Genomic DNA, 17,371 nt, shown 5'->3' with positions numbered 1-17,371 from the left:
AATATCTATTAATTGCCTGTATTAAGTTCTAACTGTACGCCAATATTATAAGTACGTGGTACAGGGTATCCTGTAGAAATATCGCGGCCCAATGTGGTTACGTTTTCAGGGTTCGGCCCGGTGTACTTAGAAAAAGTAATCAGGTTATCTGTAGAGGCGTAAATTCTTAAACTGCTCATTCCAAAACGTGAGATAAACTTTTTATCGAACATGTAAGAAAGGGTTACGTTACTCACTTTTAAATAGGTTCCGCTTTCTTGCCAAAGTGTTTGATCGGCCCTCAAAGGTTGAATCTGACCAAATCTCTTATAATCATAGGGATATGGGTATTTTGCCACATCACCTGGTTTTTTCCAGATATTAAGATCGTTTAACGGAACCACCGATGTGAGTGAATATGGATCGCGCATAATGGCTATCCTATCGGCCAACGCATTGTTCAGGATGGTTCTGTCGGCCGTGTAAGTGGCATAAACATTTAAACCCCATTTTTTATACCTGATATTGGTAGATAATCCACCAGTCATTAACGGTTGTGAGTTACCTGTTACTTCATAATCACGGCCATCTAAAATATAATCGCCGTTTACATCTTTCATAATCGGATCTCCACCAAAGAAAAATGCCCCGTTAGATTGATATCTTTTACCAGTAACAGGATCGGTAGGTACATCTGCATCTGTTCTGTAAACGCCCTGGTTTATCCTTAAATAGTTTGACAATGTATTTCTGCCAACACGATAAACGTTATGTTGTAAGTAACCAGAGCCATCAAATTTAATGTATTGACCATTGTACTCAGCCGGAAGTTTTAACAGCACATCGCGGTTAAGTGCACCGTTTACCGAAACCGTAAGGTCAAAATCTTTACTAACCACAGGTCTTACGGTGATCATTATTTCAGATCCATAATTGGCAATACCTAAATCGTTACTCGCCAGCTTATTAAATCCGGTGGTATTGGATAAAAACCTATCAAAAAGCAAATTATCAACCTTTTTAAAATAGGTATCAAAGTTTACAGAGATTTTATCGTTAAATAAACCCAGATCAAAACCTAAATTATACTGGCTAGTTGTAGTTGGTTTTAAGTTAGGGTTTGGAACAATGTCATAATCGATACCGATTGTTGGGTTGTTATTAAAGTTACCGTTTAAGTTAAAAACGCCATAAATACTCTGTAGGTTACCTGTAGGCACAATATTTTGGCCCCATGTTAACCTTAAACTACCATACGTTAACCATTTCATGTCGGCCAGCCAGTTCTCTTTATTAAAGTTCCACCTTAAACCGATAGAAGGGTTTTTAGAATATGGATTTTCCAGACCGCTTGATGATGTACCATCCAAACGGTAAGAAAATTCTGCTACGTATTTCTTATCATAATCATATGATACCGAACCTGCAAATGAAGCAATGGTTGCATTTTTATAATTGGACAATACTCCCCCGCCACGTGAGTAGTATGCATCGTAACCTATTGGGCCCTGTAACTGATCGTTTGGTGTTCTTTCCTGGCGGGTAATGCTAGCTTGTGCACCCTGTTTATAAATTTCATTAAAGGTGTTTACAAAAAGATTATGTTTTTCGCCAAAGCTTTTGGCATAGGTAATACCATTTCTATTATACAACTGGAAATTTCTTCCTACATAATCATACACTTTGGCAAACTGTCCATTTGCTGCTGCTGGTGTAAAGGTCGATTCTGTATCTGATGTATAATCGTAACTCAAAGTAGATGATGCGGCCAAACCTGGAATAAACTCATAACGTGCTTCAATATTGGTTCTCAGGTTTCTTGAGTTGTTATCGTTTAAAGTTTGCAATGCCGATAAAACCCCACCTGATGCCTGATAGAATGATGGTGGTGGCAGTAAGGTAGATACCTGCCCGTTTGCGGCCACACCCGATTGTAAAAGGCCTACACCATTACCCTTATTCTGCTTTCCTACTGAACCATTAATGAAACCAAAAAACCTAAATTTATCGTTTGGTTTAAATTCCATGTTCATGTTTAAATTGTAACGGTTATAGCCAGTATTCTTGATTACTCCTTTTTCTGTGTAGTAACCCAGGTTCGCCTTATAGTTAAACTTAGGATCGCCACCATCTAAAGCGAGGTTATGACTTTGATTGTAAGTGTTCTGATAAAACACGTTCTGCCAATCGGTTGAGTTGTTCCAATACGCATTTAAACTGTCGGCAAGAAATGAAGTGTTGGAAATTCTTCTGATATCATCAACATTTTGTGCATTTAAGATAATCTGTTGGATTTTTAACGATCTCTCTGAATTACCTCCCAAAGTTTCGCGGAGTTTTGGTGGGGTTTTAACAAAGAAATTGGTTACATACCTAATTCTTGGAACTTTAGAGTTACCTCTTTTTGTTGTGATGATAATTACACCATATGCACCTCTTGAACCGTACATAGAGGTAGCTTGCGCATCTTTTAAAATCTGGATGTTCTCAATATCTTCCTGTGGGATTAATGAAAGCGGACTCACACCAGGACCTTGGCTCTGAAAACCAAACTCTGCCGCTTTATCTGCATCCAATGGAACACCATCAATAATATATAAAGGCGAGGTTGGCTGTAGAAATGATTCGTTACCACTGCCCGAGATACTTAAACTCGACAATCCACGAACCTGCACCGAGCCTCTAAAACCCGGGGCACCGGTGTTGTTCTGAATATTTAATCCGGGTACTTTACCTTGTAAAAGCTGTTCGACGTTAGAAACCGGTATATCCTGAACTTCTTTAGCCTGAATTAATACAGAAGATCCGGTTGTGGTTTGCTTAGATCTGCTTTGGTAGGCCACAATAACCACTTGATCAAGCTCTTTATTATCTTCAGTAATGGTTACAGTTATATTGTTTTGATTGGTAATTTTTACACGTTGTGTGTTGTAACCTAGAAACTTAAATATTAAGGTAGCGCCCACCGGTACATTAACCGAAAATTTTCCGCTACCGTTGGTTTGGGTTAAACCTTTATTGGTGCTTTCTAAAATAATAGATACACCCGGAACGCCTTGTTTTGTTTCTTTATCAACAACGGTACCATTCACAAGGTTAAATTTCTCTTGCGAAAAAGCACCGGTGCCAAGCATTATACACACTACAAGTAATGTATAAAAAAGTATATTTCTTTTCATAATATTAGCTTTAAATGTTGCTTATTCGTTGATAAACTTTGGATTGTCTGTTTTGAAGTGGAATACAATTTCCCAATCTCCAGCCTGATAAATGGCAAAATCCACCCCGAAATTGGCAATGATACGCCCCCCACCGAAAGCGCCTCTCGAATAACTCAACTGTGCTTTGGCTCTTGAACCTCCAGGTGCGTAAAATGTTGGGATTTCTACCAATGGAATCGGATAGGCTACATCATACTGAACATATTTATCCGTTTTCTGCATGTTAAAACCATGTATCATTTTGTCCCAAACGGTTTCGTTAAAGGACGATGGATTAATTTCAACCGAATCTTTATTTAATGCTTTAATACGGAGTGAATGACCATTGCCGCCTGTAAACGGACGGATATATACCACTACATCTTTTTGATCGTTGTTACTGATCAGGTTTTTGTTGCTTGTAGCGCCAATTACGTTGTTTAAGTATGGGCGGATATAATCCCTCAGCTTTTTATCTAAAGGAAATTTAGGATCGGGAGCAGGCAAACCGGTATAAGCATTAAAGTCGTTAGAAGGCTCATAAGGTCTTTCTCTAAAAGGTCTGATCTGCAGGTCTCTGATCAAACGTTCACCACCGGTGTTTTTGATCTTTACATCAAAAAAACGGGTATCCTGAGAGAAGTTTGTACTGTCGGTTGGCCTAGGTTTGATTAATTGGTTGGTAGACGACCCCCACAGTATAAACTCTCCCGACGAACGTACTTCAAATAATGAATGTTGCTCTATTTTTCTTTTAGCCTCTATTTCTGCCAGACTTTTTTCTAAGCCTGTATATGGAGCAGTGAACACGTAGGTAGGCACTTTCTGAAAAATATCAGTAACCGGTCTTCCATCGCCAAACCTTGCATTCACAATTTCGAAAGTTATCGGCTGTGTAGAGTTATCGCCATTAAAACCACCCATTAGGTTCGTTCTGCCAATAATTGGCTCTAATATTTTATTGCTAAAGTTTACATTGTTACTCAGGTAATCTTTTTCTTCTGGCAGGTTGTACAGTTTTTTGCATCCGCTAAAAGCGATCAATGCAAACAGAACCACAACCATTTCTATTTTTACGATTGACTTCATAAGTTTCGTTATTTTATTTTTTCTATGTCCCATCACCCTATTTCGATTTGTTTATAGTCCATTCTGCAAGCTGGAAGGTACCCCCGCTTCTCAGCTCGGTAATATTTAAGCGGTAATAGAGATACGCTGTAGTATTGGTACATCTAAAAACTTTTTGCTGATACCTTTCTTCGAAAAAGAAATTAGTTACCCGGTGCAGCTCGGTCCAGTTAATACCATCCTGTGAGCCTTCGTAAGTCCAGGCTTTCGGATCTCTCTCTACCGCATCATTTGCCGAGGTTAACGTGTAAACAGAAGAAACCTCAGGCGTTTTTAACTTAAACTGCATGGTTAAAAAGCCTTGCAGATCGCATAAAAACTTGGTGTGGTCGTCGCCATCGATAACTTTTTTAGAGTTTTCTCCACTGGTTGGTCCACCACCATTTTCGCGGTTGGCAGAAAAAGTACCGCCCACAGTAACCATTAAGTTTGGCGGAGGAGGAATAAAAGTTAAGCGGGTAACAAAGCCATCGAAACCGAAAATATGATCGGGACTGATGACGTGCACAATACCATTTTTGGTTTTGATATTGTTTGATGCGGTTGTACTTGTAGACCAATTTCTGATAAATTTGCTCTTTTTGGTATTGCTAAACTGAATCACTTCCGGACCGGCACCTACCTCGCCTGAGGCAGAGCCCCGCACCGATTTAGCATGCATGGGATAGGCTACTTTAACACTGGTTAAATTAAGTCCATCCTGCAGTTTTAAAGAATCAGACGGTTTTACGCCTCTGATGATGTAGTAAGAAACCATAGTGTCTAACTGTATTCCATCAATATTCGATAAAAACAAGGGGTCTTTATCTGATTGTTTTCTTAAAGTGTTTAAGTTTCTTAAGGCCAGCTGAAAACTAGGGTTGGTAACCGCAAAAAGCGTTACATTACTATCGGTCAGGGTTTTCTTCAAACCCATTCTATCAACTGCCACAATTAACGAGTCGTAAACCCCTGGCTTACTTTTTAAGTATTCGTAAATGTTTCCATTATAGGGTACCGCGCTATCTTCTACATCGTAATAGCCTCCATTTTTTTTACAAGCCGAATAAATGATAGTGAATAACAAGAGTATTGTTAGCACACCAATATATTTTATAAAATTTTTCATATCAATATTATTTAGCGCCAGTAAGGATTCTGAGTTAATAAACTGTTTTGAGAGATCAGCTTTCGTGATATTGGCCAATAGATCCCTCCGGAATTGATGAGGTTCATAAACCTGGCATCGTTCTGCTTAATTTTATTGTATCTGATTAAGTCGTACCACCTATGTCCTTCTCCCAATAATTCGCGGTGCCTTTCTTCGAATATCATTTTGATAATATCATCTTTACTGAAATCGAATTTTATTTCAGTATCAGTGGGTAAGCGTCTGCTCATTACTTGCTTCAACTCATCTGTAGCACCCTGTTGATCGCCCAAGACAGATAGTGCTTCGGCCCTTAACAATACGATATCTTCTAAACGGGTAAAAATTAACGCGCTGGTAAAATACCTGAAGTTTGGATCTGTACCGCCACCTTGAATAACCTTGATTTTACTGAAAATTGGATATTTACCATTTAAATTGGTGAAATACCTGTCGAATTTCGATTGACCCAATGTATCGATAGAGAATCTTTCATCTTTCGCTAAATTGAAATATTTTAGGATCGAATCTTTTGGCAGATAGATATCAGGAACAGACTTGGTAATGATGGGCTCTGCAAGGGTTAACTCTTCAATATGCCCGGTTGATGAACCATCAATATGACCATAATCTGAATTAAAGCCAAACATCTGTCGGTTATTTTTATTGTAGAAGAAACCGTTTGAATTGCTTAAATCGGTAGTAGAAGTAAAACCACCGCCACTTCTGCCATAATTATCTTCAACAAATTTGGTGTATTTGGCAACGTTAGCATAATCTGCATTCCAGGCAGCAACGTGCGATAGCACCGCATAAGCGGTAACTTTAGTGGCCAAAGCCCCCCCCCACCTTCCGCCGCCTTCGTTATAATAGTCGCCTGGTTGCTGAATATCGTTTCCGCTGTAAATATATGGCAGATCGGCCGCAGCCCTTAATATTTCCGATTCTACCCAGGCTAAAACCTTAGCTTGTTTTTCTCTGGCTTTATTCTCAAAAGCACCTTCATTTGACGAGATAATAAAAGGAACATCACCCCAGATGCGCACCATGTAGAAATAAGCAAAAGCCCTTAAAAACCTGGCCTGGGCAATATCTACTGTCATGTTATTATCTGAATAGCGTTTATCGGTTGCTTTAACGTGTGCAATATTTTCCAGAAAAACATTAGCACCATTAACAATAGCATAAAACCTGGTCCAATCAGAAAGTGACTCTACCACAGGATAAGATGCATTTAAGTTGTTGCTGATAACCGCTTTTAAATCCTGTCTTTTCGGGCTCGTAAACTCGCCCGGTCTTACATCACCATAAATCCAGTGGCTGTTGTTATCAGAAAGTGCAGCTCTGGTTAAGGCATAAACCCCCAAAATTCCGGCACGGGCATCCTCTACCGTATTCCACATATTTTTTTCGCCCACCACCCTGCTCGAGTCGGTTTCCAGTGCTTTATTGCAGCTGGCTAAAGCCACCACAGCAAGCAGAAATGCGTATAATATATTTTTCATCGTAATTGATGTATTTTTAGTAGCTATTTCCATATTATAATTCCATTTTAACTCCTAAAGTGTATGTTCTTGGTATCGGTTGTCCGTAGCCGGTATCTACGCCATCATAGCTTACCAGCTCTGGATCTTGCCCGGTGTACGGCGTGATGACAAATACATTGCTTACTGCGCCGTAAACGAAGAATTTATTAATCTTTATATTTCTCTTTTTCAACAGGTTGCCAAGTTCATAACCTACAGATACCGATCTCAATTTCAAGAACGACGCGTTTTCTAAGAAAAGGTCCTGATCTACACGGTAAGGAATAACGGTGCTCCATGGATTGTATAGTGGGTATTTGCTATAATCGCCACGTTTCTCCCAAAAAGTAATTTCTTTCACCGAGCTTACATCAGTATTACCTTCGCGGTTTACAAAATCGAAGCGGCTGGCCATTTCCTGGTTAATCAGCTTTCTGCCCAAATTGAAATATAAATTGGTGCTCAAACTCCAGTTGCCATAGGTAAAAGCGTTATCAAAACCACCAGAAAGTGTTGGCAATGAGTGCCCTTTTAGTACTTTGTCTTTTTCGTCGATTACATGATCACCGTTTTGGTCTTTCCATCTCGGATCTCCAGCCTTTAATGCCTGTCCGTTATATTTTAACGGCTGACCATTTACTACCGGAACTTGTGCAGTAGAAGTGTAGATACCTTCATTTTCCAACAACCAATATTGATCTACCGGTTCGCCCACTCTTAATAACCTGTTTCCGATTATAATTTCATTTAAGCCTCGTGGCAATGCTTTTAAGGTATTGCTATTGTGGTTAAAATTTAATGAAGAATTCCACAAGAATTTATTTTTAGCCATTACCAATGCGTGGATGGATAAATCGACACCAGTATTGCTCACATCCATTCCGCTTTCTATTGATTGTTTGTAGCCATATTCTGCGTACGATGGAATGCCGATCAACTGGTTTTTATCGGCCTTGGTGTAAAAATCGACCGAAACATGCAGGCGGTTTTTTAACATGGCTATATCAGCACCCATATTTAGCTGATCTGAATAGGCCCATGGCACGCCATAACCCACCCAACCAAAAGAATAGGGCCTGGTTAATACACCGAAAGCATTGTATCCTGGCACGGTTAAATTGCCTGTATAACCAACAGATGCAGTATATTGTGGCCCCTGGGCATAATTATCATAGGTAAATGTTCTGCCTAAACGGCCAACACTTGCCCTTAAAACTAAATCATCAACTGATCTGATATCTTTTAATAATTCGTTTTTAACATTCCATGCACCTGAAATTACCGGAGAATAAAACCAGCGTTTTGTAGGTTGTGCATTAGATGATCCATCTAAGCGCAATGTTCCGGATAAGAAGTACTTATCATTATACGAGTAGTTTACTTTACCATAAAATGATAACAGGTTATCCGCTGTTTTATCTAAAAAGCGATAGGTAAGTTCTCTTGGAAATGCTCTTGGCGTCAGATAATCCGGATTATCACCGCCGTTAGGCAATTTTGGATCAGAATTCAGTAAGTTAATTTTGATATAATCATTCGCACCTTTATACGCATAGGCATAGTTATACTTATAAATATCCCACATCATCGATTGGCCTAGCTCTACATGAAAATCATGTGCGGTATTAAGCTTGAAATCGTAAGCTGCTTTATTATCAATCATTAACCGCTGGTTAAAACCATAATAGTTTGAGGCGTAGCTATTGCCCTGCAACAAGGTTCTGGCATAAAATATATCGCGATAACCTTCATTATAATCTACATTAAAAGCCGATGATAATTTAACCTTGCCCAGTGTAGCCACCAATTTGGCATAACCCTGGATCAGGTTGGTTTTATTATCATCAAAACCTTTCTTGTATTCATTTAAATAAGTACTATAATAATCTTTATTGGGCGCAGGTGGAGCGCTCAGATCGGGAAAGTAATTAATCTGCGCAAACCGATCCCTAAGTGTTCTGTTCCGGTCGCGGTTTAACCTGTTCCCGTTAATCATGGCAGAGAAAAGCAACCATTTAACCGGGCGCATGTTGATGTTGAACATGGCACTGTAGCGGTCTAAGCCTGTACCATCGGCAACACTCTGGCTTTTGGCATTACCTAACGAAAATCTAAAATTCGCACGGTCCGACCCTCCGGTTAAGCCAAAATTTATGCCGTATATCAGTGCATTTTTATAGTATAGATCAGTCCAGTTCGATTTACCACTATATACATTATTAAGCGAATCGCTTAAATAAACAGGATATTCTTCATCATCCGAATATCTGCCATTGGTGGTATAAATATCATAGAACCTTTGCCTGAATTCATTTTCATATTTACCATTAATGGTATTAACCGTTGGTTTTTGCACCATACCGATATATGAATTAAAGCTAATGCTCCTCGAATTGCCCGAAGCCGCTTTTGAGGTTAACACGATAACACCATTTACTCCTCTGGGGCCATAAATAGATGATCCTGCCAAATCGCTCAATACCTCTACAGATGCAATGTTATTGAGATCAATTCCGGCAAGGAGATTAGTAGCTGGACCAATTCTGTTAAAATCGTACTGTTGAATATCGAAGGCAAAAGGATGCTCTCCGATTAACGGGATTCCATCCAATACCACCAATGGCTGTATGGCATATACATCCTTCTTTGAAAGCAGTGGTGTAGCAGCACCCCTGATGATCATATTTTGGATAGCGCCGGGTTCGCCTGATGGTTCTTGTACGTACAAACCCGCATAATTTCCTTTCAGGTTTTGCTGTAAGGAAATGGCGGGAAACAGCGAAAGATCTTTAACATCTTTCTGTACACCTCCCGACAATTTACGGTAAATTGTTTTGAGTTTAATTTGTTCTAAACTGTCTTTCCTCAGAGAGTCTTTTGGCGACACATACTTAATTTTAGTTGTATCCTGCAGAACAAAAAGATTGGTTGTTAGGCCTTTATAAACTTTTTTGCCCGCCGAAAAAACAGGTAAAACGTTTAATGTAAACGCGGCAAAAAAGACAAGGCACGCCCATAAGTATCGCATAGTTAATGGATCTTTTAATTGGTAAAAAAATGATTTCTAAAACTTATTTTTTCGGAAACGGCATAGTATGTCCTAGGTTAAAGAGACAGGTACTTCGGTAGTAATAGTTAAGGGTTCTCATAAAATTTAGCATTTGGTTAACTCAAATATATACTATACTAAAACGTTTTAATAACAAATTGTCATTTTTATGAAATTTTTATAAAACACCACAATAATATTTAATTCTATTAAAATAACTGTCAGTCAGACAGGTAAAAAAATAAATATTATCAGAATATCTTAAAAAATTAACATCCTATAAAACAGTCTATAAGGACATTTTTAGCCAGCAATAACAATAAATCGAACAATTTTATGTTGCTATTTTCTTAAAGTACTTAAACGTTTTAGTAAAAACATAAAATACAGATCAAGAAGTAAAGATGAAACCGACAATAATTGTTTAGGGATGAGGATAGCCCTTTACCATATTATATATTATAACATTAGCTTCGATATAGTGGTACCTTATATCATAAAACAGAAAGGTTAAAATCGATTATTTTTCTGTGGCCACCCGATAAGTAGGATCTTCTATAATGTTTACGGCTATAATCTGATCTGCATTTTTCAGCAAGCGCTTACAGTCGTTACTCAGGTGCTTTAATTGGAGTTTTTTATCAGCCGAACGGTAACGTTCGGTTAGTTTATTCAGCGCGTCAATACCCGACATATCAAAAACACGGCTATGCTTAAAATCAATTACGATATGCTGAGGATCATGAGCCACATCAAACAGCTCATTAAAATTGGCAATAGATCCAAAAAACAAGGGGCCAAATATTTCGTAGGTTTTTACACCACCGGTATCGATATGTTTAGTGGCACGTATCCGTTTAGAACTTTCCCAGGCGAAAACAAGTGCCGAAATAATTACACCTATTAACACCGCAAGCGCCAGGTTATGCAGCCAAACTGTAATTACAGCCACCAGTATGCCGATGATAATATCCTGCGAAGGCATTTTATTTATCACTTTAAAGCTCATCCATTCAAAAGTGCCAATGGCTACCATCATCATTACACCAACCAAGGCCGCCATGGGTACACGATCTATTACCGGAGCGCCTACCAAAATAATAACCAATATAGTTAAGGCAGCAATAATGCCCGATAACCTTGCCCTTGCACCTGCAGAAAGGTTAACCAGTGTTTGGGCAATCATTGGGCAGCCGCCCATGCCCGTAAAAAAGCCGTTTGCAATATTGGCAATTCCTTGAGCAATACTCTCTCTGTTCCTATCGCCTTTGGTTTCTGTAATTTCATCAACCAGATTCAACGTAAGCAGGCCCTCCGTTAAACCCACACCTGCCATAATGAGCGAATAAGGAAAAATGATCTTCAGCATATCCAGATTCAACGGCACTTTCGGAATATGAAATGGAGGGAACCCACCATTTACTGAAGCAATATGTTTAACCAGTTTGGTATCAATTCCAAAACATAAAACGATAAGAAAAACGACAATAATAGCCACTAATGATGATGGAATGGCTTTGGTTATTTTAGGGAGAATGATCACTATTGCAACGGTGAGTAATACCAAAGCCAACATGATATATAAAGGAGTACCACTCAGCCATTCTACTCTGCCGTTAACAAGGGTTTTGAACTGTTCCAATTGCGACATGAAAATAATAACCGCCAAACCGTTAACAAAGCCAAACATTACGGGCTGTGGAACCAGCCTGACGAATTTCCCGAGTTTAAACAGTCCCACTATAATCTGGATTACGCCTGCTAAAGCAACTGCCGCAAAAACATATTCTATACCCTGGGTTTTCATTAAGGCAATGAGCACAATCACTGTTGCACCTGCCCCACCCGAAACCAAACCTGGCCTGCCCCCTAAAACAGCCGTAACCAATCCCATAATGAAGGCGGCGTATAAACCTGTTAAAGGAGGAAAACCTGCAAGAATAGCAAATGATAACGATTCGGGGATCATCGTCATGGCCACCGTTAAACCCGCAAGAATTTCAGTTTTATAATTTATTTTCTTAGAAAAATCGAAAAGTTGCAGGTAAGGCTTCATCATTTAAATTATTAGCAGTTGCAAATATCTAAATTATGGGAACATTAGTGCTATAATAAACTAGGTGCGCTCAATAAGTTCTGTAAGTTGCGATTCATCTTTGAAAGAATAACAGTTTTTATCATGATCTGCATTCCCCAGAGTTGGATTGATGCGGTGTTGGAAGTTACTGCCCCAGATTTCTAAAGCCTTAAAAACATCAGTCAGCTTTTTTCCCGATTCGGTAAAAGAGTATTCTACCTTGGGTGGAACAACAGGATAGATTTTTCGCTCAACGATCTGGTCTTCTTCCAGCTCCCTTAACTGCTGTGTGAGCATCTTTTCGGTTATACCTGCAACACTACGATGAAGTTCACCATACCTTTTCGGACCAGACAAAAGCCTGTTCAAAATAGTCAATTTCCATTTACCTCCTATTACATTTAGCGCCGCTTCCATCGAACAGGTATACTCGGCTTGTCTTTTTTTTGTCATATAAAAAATTGATGCGGGGATTTAAAGAATCTGGGGTCATATCGTACAAAAAAGTGCGTACCGAACCAAAAAGTACATACTTGATGAGCAATGTAATTAGCCGTCTCTTTGATGTATTAAAACATAAAGATAATGAAAAAATTAGAAGGAAAAACCGCAATCGTTACAGGCGGAAACAGCGGTATAGGTTTTGCAACAGCGCAAGATTTTTTAGCTCAGGGCGCCAAAGTGATTATTACCGGAAGAAATGAACAATCGGTAAAAGATGCGATTGCCCAACTTGGCGAAAATGCATATGGAATTATTTCGGACAGCGCTTATATGGAAGAAATTACAAAACTGGCCGATCAGGTAAAAACCATTAGTCCAACTTTAGATATTGTAGTGATTAATGCTGGTATTGGAAAATTTAATACGTTAGCGCATATGACTGAAGAGATGTTTGATGAGATTATGAACATCAACTTTAAAGGCGCCTATTTTAGTTTACAGCAATTGCTGCCACTAGTTAATCAAGGTGGATCAATTATTTTAAATACTTCGATAAATGCACACATCGGAATGGCAGGTGCAACAGTCTACGCAGCAAGTAAAGCCGCCTTGTTAACTTTGGCCAAAAATCTTTCTGCTGAACTAACATCAAGAAAAATAAGGGTAAATGCTGTTAGCCCCGGTCCTGTTGGCACACCATTGCACAGTTCGGAAAAATTGGGCTTAAGCGACGAGGATTTACAGCAAATGGGCGAAAGCCTGGTGAAACAGATACCAGTTGGCAGATTCGGACAGGCCGAAGAAATTGCTAAAACAATCGCTTTCTTTGCTTCGGATGACTCATCGTTCATTTTAGGATCAGAACTTATTGCCGATGGTGGTATGTATAATTTATAATCTTAAACCTTAAACCAGAGCGCCGCAAACCGCTTTGGTTTAAATTTAGGTTAGATGATGGATTAGTCTGGAGTCTATTGTTCAAAAAAAATGTCTTTGTGCGCTTCGTGCCTTGGTGGTTAGAGGATGGAAAATGTAAGTTGGATGATGGAATTAATTCTTCGCTCATCTTCTACATCTGCCGGACAAATAAATAACTAAAAAACAGATTGCAAATCCATAGTACTTGGGTCTGGATTGCAAATCCAGACCCGCTACATTATTTAAACAAACTTTTTGCATCTACCGAAAAACCAAGCTCAATAAAACTCCGTGTAGACCATTTAATTTTGAGTGGAGTACCTGCATCTTTTACCGTTTCTTTACTCACATCCTTACCGGTTCCATAATTGATCTGTGCAAAAGGATTTTTATCAATGTTGAGCACTAAAAGCAATCTGCTCCCTTTTTGCAGCTGCTTACTGAATACTCTCGATCTATAAAAAGGTATGGATTCTAATTTCCCAGGTTTAAGCAAGTTTCTTTTACTCATATCGTATGCGTAACTGGCTCTTCCTAAATAATAAGAAAGCTGAAAATATTCGCCTGAGGGCGTAACTTCATAAAGAACCAGGCCTACATCCATATCCTTTTTGTTTATGATGGCTTTAAGCTGTCCCTCTAGTGCACCTGATACTGAAATGGCTTGACTAAATGGCTCCGTGATAAAAAACAGTCCATTGGATCTGTCGATCTCTTTTTTGATGATCGGATCAGGGTAATAATCATTATAGAATGTGGTTCTGTCTGCCAGATCGACCTGCTGATGCATAAAAACTTGTTCAGCTGGCTTTTGCTGCGATAACAGCATCGTTCCGTTTATACTATCTAAATAAAATCGGATACGGTGATCTTCCATTTTTACCAATGAAGCAGCATGTTTCCACTTATTTGCGCCCATTACCTCATAATTGATCTTATCTTTTAACAGTATAGGTTTCTTTCCGCCTTTAAGAATATAATCAAGCCATTGGAAAGTTATTTCACGGGTATTGATTAGTGCTACTGAATCTACCTTATAGTCCCTCAGCTTGGCTACTCCACCTATCTGCGATCCAAAATGATCATAAGGGCCTATAATTAAATAATGTTCGGCCGAGGGATTATACTTATAATGTTCGCGGAGGTATTCCAATGCCGAAACCTGTCCATCATCATAATAGCCGGTAATACTAAGTACTGGAATATTAATGTGTTTAAAATCTTTACCATAAGGCACCATCGACTGCCAGTAGGCATCGTAATCGGGGTGACTAAGCCACTTCTGTAACAATGGATTTGGTGTACCGTCAATGCTGTCGATCTTATTGTAAGCAGCCCCACTTTCCCACCAGTTATTCCGCATCCTGTGCCAACGGGCATTATCGTTATTCACAGCATCATCCGTGTATTTGTTATTGGTGATGTAAAATGCCCATTGATAATTGGCTGCTAAAAAAACATTATTTTCCATGGGTAAGCCAAGCCCTGGAATTGCAGCTACATAAGGTACAATGGTTTTAAGCGCCGGATGCAGGTGCTTGGTGGCGGCCCATTGTGCAAAACCAGAATAACTTCCTCCATACATGCCAACCCTGCCATCACTCCATGATTGATTGGTGATCCAATCGATAACCGCGTTCACATCCTGTGCTTCATGCTCATAAGGTTCGGGCCTATCGGGACTGAGCCGTTTCCCTCTGGCATCAGCAACAATGCCTACATAACCATGATCGGCAGCGTATTTGGCCTCCATCAAACTTCTATTGGTGTTGGAATAGATAAAATAAAAGAGTGCGGCAGGTAATTTCTGCGGCATACCTTTTTTCCTCACCACTACAGCAGATAAAGTAATGCCGTATTTTGTTTTAATCATCACGCTATCGTTGATGATATAATTAGTGGTATCTGGCAAGGTTAGTTTTCGCTGTGCAAAGGTTTCAATGCCCATTACGAGGCATAGCGCAGCCATACCCAGTTTTACTAGGTTTATTTTCATGATCAAAAAATTACAATTTATGTTTTAATGAGGCTCCGTAATTTAACAGCCTGCCGTTCTGATATTCTGATTAAATTTCCCGTTTTAAGTTCTACAAACATCCCCTCATCATCTTTTTTTACCGAACTGATGTAGTCGAGGTTAAATAATATACTTCTGCCGGCTCTAAAAAATCTTTCACAATCAGGGTTTTCTTCGAGTTTGTTTAAGGAGGTTTTGAGCAATACCTGCTCTTGCCCGAAAAAGAGGCGGGCGTAATTCTCTACCGACTCGATCAGATGCACATCTTTCCATTTAATGAGGTGGTGTTTGCTCCTATCCTTTATAAAAACAGCTGCTCCATCATTCGCACCGATCTTTTCTATGGCTTTATCCATTGCACTTTTAAAGCGTTCCTCCCGTATGGGCTTCATCAGGTAGTCCATAGCACTTACTTCAAAAGCCTGCACCGCGTAACTGTCGAATGCCGTTACAAAAATCACCTGCGGCACATGTACCAAATTCTCCAACAGGTCGAAACCCGAACGGCCAGGCATCTGTATATCCAAAAAAATCAGGTCGGGCTTTAAAAGCCCGACAAGTTGCTCGGCTTCATCGGCATTAGCAGCCTCACCCAATACCGTAACCTGCGGATAGCTTTTTAACATCCTTATCACTTCCTGCCTTGCGCCACGTTCATCGTCAATAATCAGTGTTCTAATGTTGCTCATCTGATTGGGATTTTAATTTCGGCGCAAACCTTTTGCTCCATTTCATACAGGCTGAAAGATGCATGGTGCTGGTAACTGAGATCGAGCCGTTCTTTCAGGTTCTGCAGTCCTATGCCTGCCACCGTTTTATTTGGTTCCAACTTGCCAGGGTTTAAAACACGGATGCTTACCAATCCATTCTTTTCGTTAATTATTACCTCAATCTTCCCACCCTGCTTTTCTAGTGCAACTCCATGTTTTACCGCATTTTCTACCAATGTTTGAATGCATAAGCGTGGCACCATCAGCGCAGAGAGCGAAATATCGATATCCAAATCGTATTGTAATCTTTCTTCCATCCTGAAACCTTCTAACTCCAGGTAATCTCTCACCAGGTCTATTTCTTCATTTAACCTGATCAGCATGGCGCTGCCTTTATACAATCCACTGCGCAACAGTTCGCTTAGCAGATCGATTGCCCTACCCGCTGCATCGGGCCGGGTATATACCAAAGATTTTATGTTATTGAGTGCATTGAACAAAAAATGGGGATTTAACTGAGCAGAAAGATTATCCAGTTGCGACTGTTTAAAGCTAAGCTCCAATCTGGCATTTTCTACTGATAACCGCATTTCCCGTTTTGCGTAGTGGTAAAGGTGGTAGGCTAAAAGCCATATGGCCATTAAGCGGATACCAGCAACAAAAATACCTACTGCATTTAAACTAAAAAAACCAGCAAACGACTGGTGTGGGTGGCTTAGAAACAGTAATCTCACCAGGTACAACTTACTAACCGTAATTATGGCATAAAAAACACCCATTACTGAAATAACGATCAACATCCGCCAGATCAGTTTCTGAAGCGCCAGGTCATGCCAATGGTTTTTATTTGCAAAATTACGGTACAAATGGGTAATCAAAATGTACATGATCACATCCGAAACAAACTGTACAACAGCCATATCGAATCTGAAATTACCAGCTGCAGACCAACCTTGACATGCCCAATACAAAGCGGCCACAGACCAGCCAATTAGCTGACATTTCCAATAAAGCGATATGTAGGGTTTCTTTTCCAAAAATTTTCTGTTCCAAACAAAGCAACGAAAACTAATTTTAAGAAAAAAGATAAAGTACAGGAGCGTAGGGTTTTCGGGGATGAGTGGTTCTTTTAGTCATGAGTCTAGAGTCCAGAGTCTATCGTGCAAAGAAACAAATATGCCTTTGTACGCCCTG

Annotated in this window: 11 protein-coding genes; 1 reads left to right on the top strand and 10 read right to left on the bottom strand. The window is 39.6% G+C overall.

Annotation, left to right across the window (positions count from 1 at the left end; all coding sequences use genetic code 11):
• Positions 1–8: 8 nt before the first annotated feature.
• The 7 genes from LQ201_RS21870 to LQ201_RS21840 all read right to left on the bottom strand — a co-directional run bounded on the left by LQ201_RS21870 (position 9) and on the right by LQ201_RS21840 (position 12,541).
• The gene (locus LQ201_RS21870) at positions 9–3,158 is read right to left on the bottom strand and encodes a SusC/RagA family TonB-linked outer membrane protein (protein ID WP_230145801.1); all 3,150 of its coding nucleotides are present in this window, start codon (positions 3,156–3,158) and stop codon (positions 9–11) included.
• 21 nt (positions 3,159–3,179) lie between these two features.
• A complete protein-coding gene (locus tag LQ201_RS21865; RefSeq protein ID WP_230145800.1) occupies positions 3,180–4,268 on the bottom strand; it encodes a DUF5007 domain-containing protein in 1,089 nt (362 codons plus the stop codon).
• 37 nt (positions 4,269–4,305) lie between these two features.
• Positions 4,306–5,415, bottom strand: coding sequence for a fasciclin domain-containing protein (locus LQ201_RS21860; protein WP_230145799.1), 1,110 nt, complete (start codon positions 5,413–5,415; stop codon positions 4,306–4,308).
• 11 nt (positions 5,416–5,426) lie between these two features.
• Positions 5,427–6,941, bottom strand: a complete 1,515-nt coding sequence (locus LQ201_RS21855; RefSeq protein ID WP_230145798.1) for a RagB/SusD family nutrient uptake outer membrane protein — start codon at positions 6,939–6,941, stop codon at positions 5,427–5,429.
• 34 nt (positions 6,942–6,975) lie between these two features.
• Entirely contained in the window at positions 6,976–9,990 is a 3,015-nt protein-coding gene (locus LQ201_RS21850) for a SusC/RagA family TonB-linked outer membrane protein (protein ID WP_230145797.1), read from the bottom strand.
• Between the two features lie 541 nt (positions 9,991–10,531).
• Entirely contained in the window at positions 10,532–12,067 is a 1,536-nt protein-coding gene (locus LQ201_RS21845) for a SulP family inorganic anion transporter (RefSeq protein ID WP_230145987.1), read from the bottom strand.
• 60 nt (positions 12,068–12,127) lie between these two features.
• Positions 12,128–12,541, bottom strand: a complete 414-nt coding sequence (locus tag LQ201_RS21840) for a helix-turn-helix domain-containing protein (RefSeq protein ID WP_230145796.1) — start codon at positions 12,539–12,541, stop codon at positions 12,128–12,130.
• Between the two features lie 132 nt (positions 12,542–12,673).
• Here LQ201_RS21840 and LQ201_RS21835 point away from each other — a divergent pair, with 132 nt between their 5' ends.
• On the top strand, positions 12,674–13,429 hold the full coding sequence (locus LQ201_RS21835) for an SDR family oxidoreductase (protein WP_230145795.1): 756 nt from the start codon (positions 12,674–12,676) through the stop codon (positions 13,427–13,429).
• Between the two features lie 259 nt (positions 13,430–13,688).
• Here the strand turns inward: LQ201_RS21835 and LQ201_RS21830 are convergent, their stop codons facing one another.
• The 3 genes from LQ201_RS21830 to LQ201_RS21820 are packed head-to-tail and all read right to left on the bottom strand — an operon-like array spanning position 13,689 to position 17,214.
• Positions 13,689–15,446 (bottom strand): CocE/NonD family hydrolase, encoded by a 1,758-nt coding sequence (locus LQ201_RS21830; protein WP_230145794.1) that lies wholly within the window; start codon positions 15,444–15,446, stop codon positions 13,689–13,691.
• 17 nt (positions 15,447–15,463) lie between these two features.
• Positions 15,464–16,156 (bottom strand): LytTR family DNA-binding domain-containing protein, encoded by a 693-nt coding sequence (locus tag LQ201_RS21825; RefSeq protein WP_230145793.1) that lies wholly within the window; start codon positions 16,154–16,156, stop codon positions 15,464–15,466.
• On the bottom strand, positions 16,153–17,214 hold the full coding sequence (locus LQ201_RS21820) for a sensor histidine kinase (RefSeq protein WP_230145792.1): 1,062 nt from the start codon (positions 17,212–17,214) through the stop codon (positions 16,153–16,155). The genes LQ201_RS21825 and LQ201_RS21820 overlap by 4 nt, the downstream gene beginning before the upstream one ends.
• Between the last annotated feature and the right edge of the window lie 157 nt (positions 17,215–17,371).

The organism is Pedobacter sp. Bi126 (genome assembly GCF_918698245.1).
Classification (GTDB): domain Bacteria; phylum Bacteroidota; class Bacteroidia; order Sphingobacteriales; family Sphingobacteriaceae; genus Pedobacter.
The sequence above is the reverse complement of the archived record's forward strand: the minus strand, read 5'-3'. Positions and strand labels throughout refer to the sequence as shown.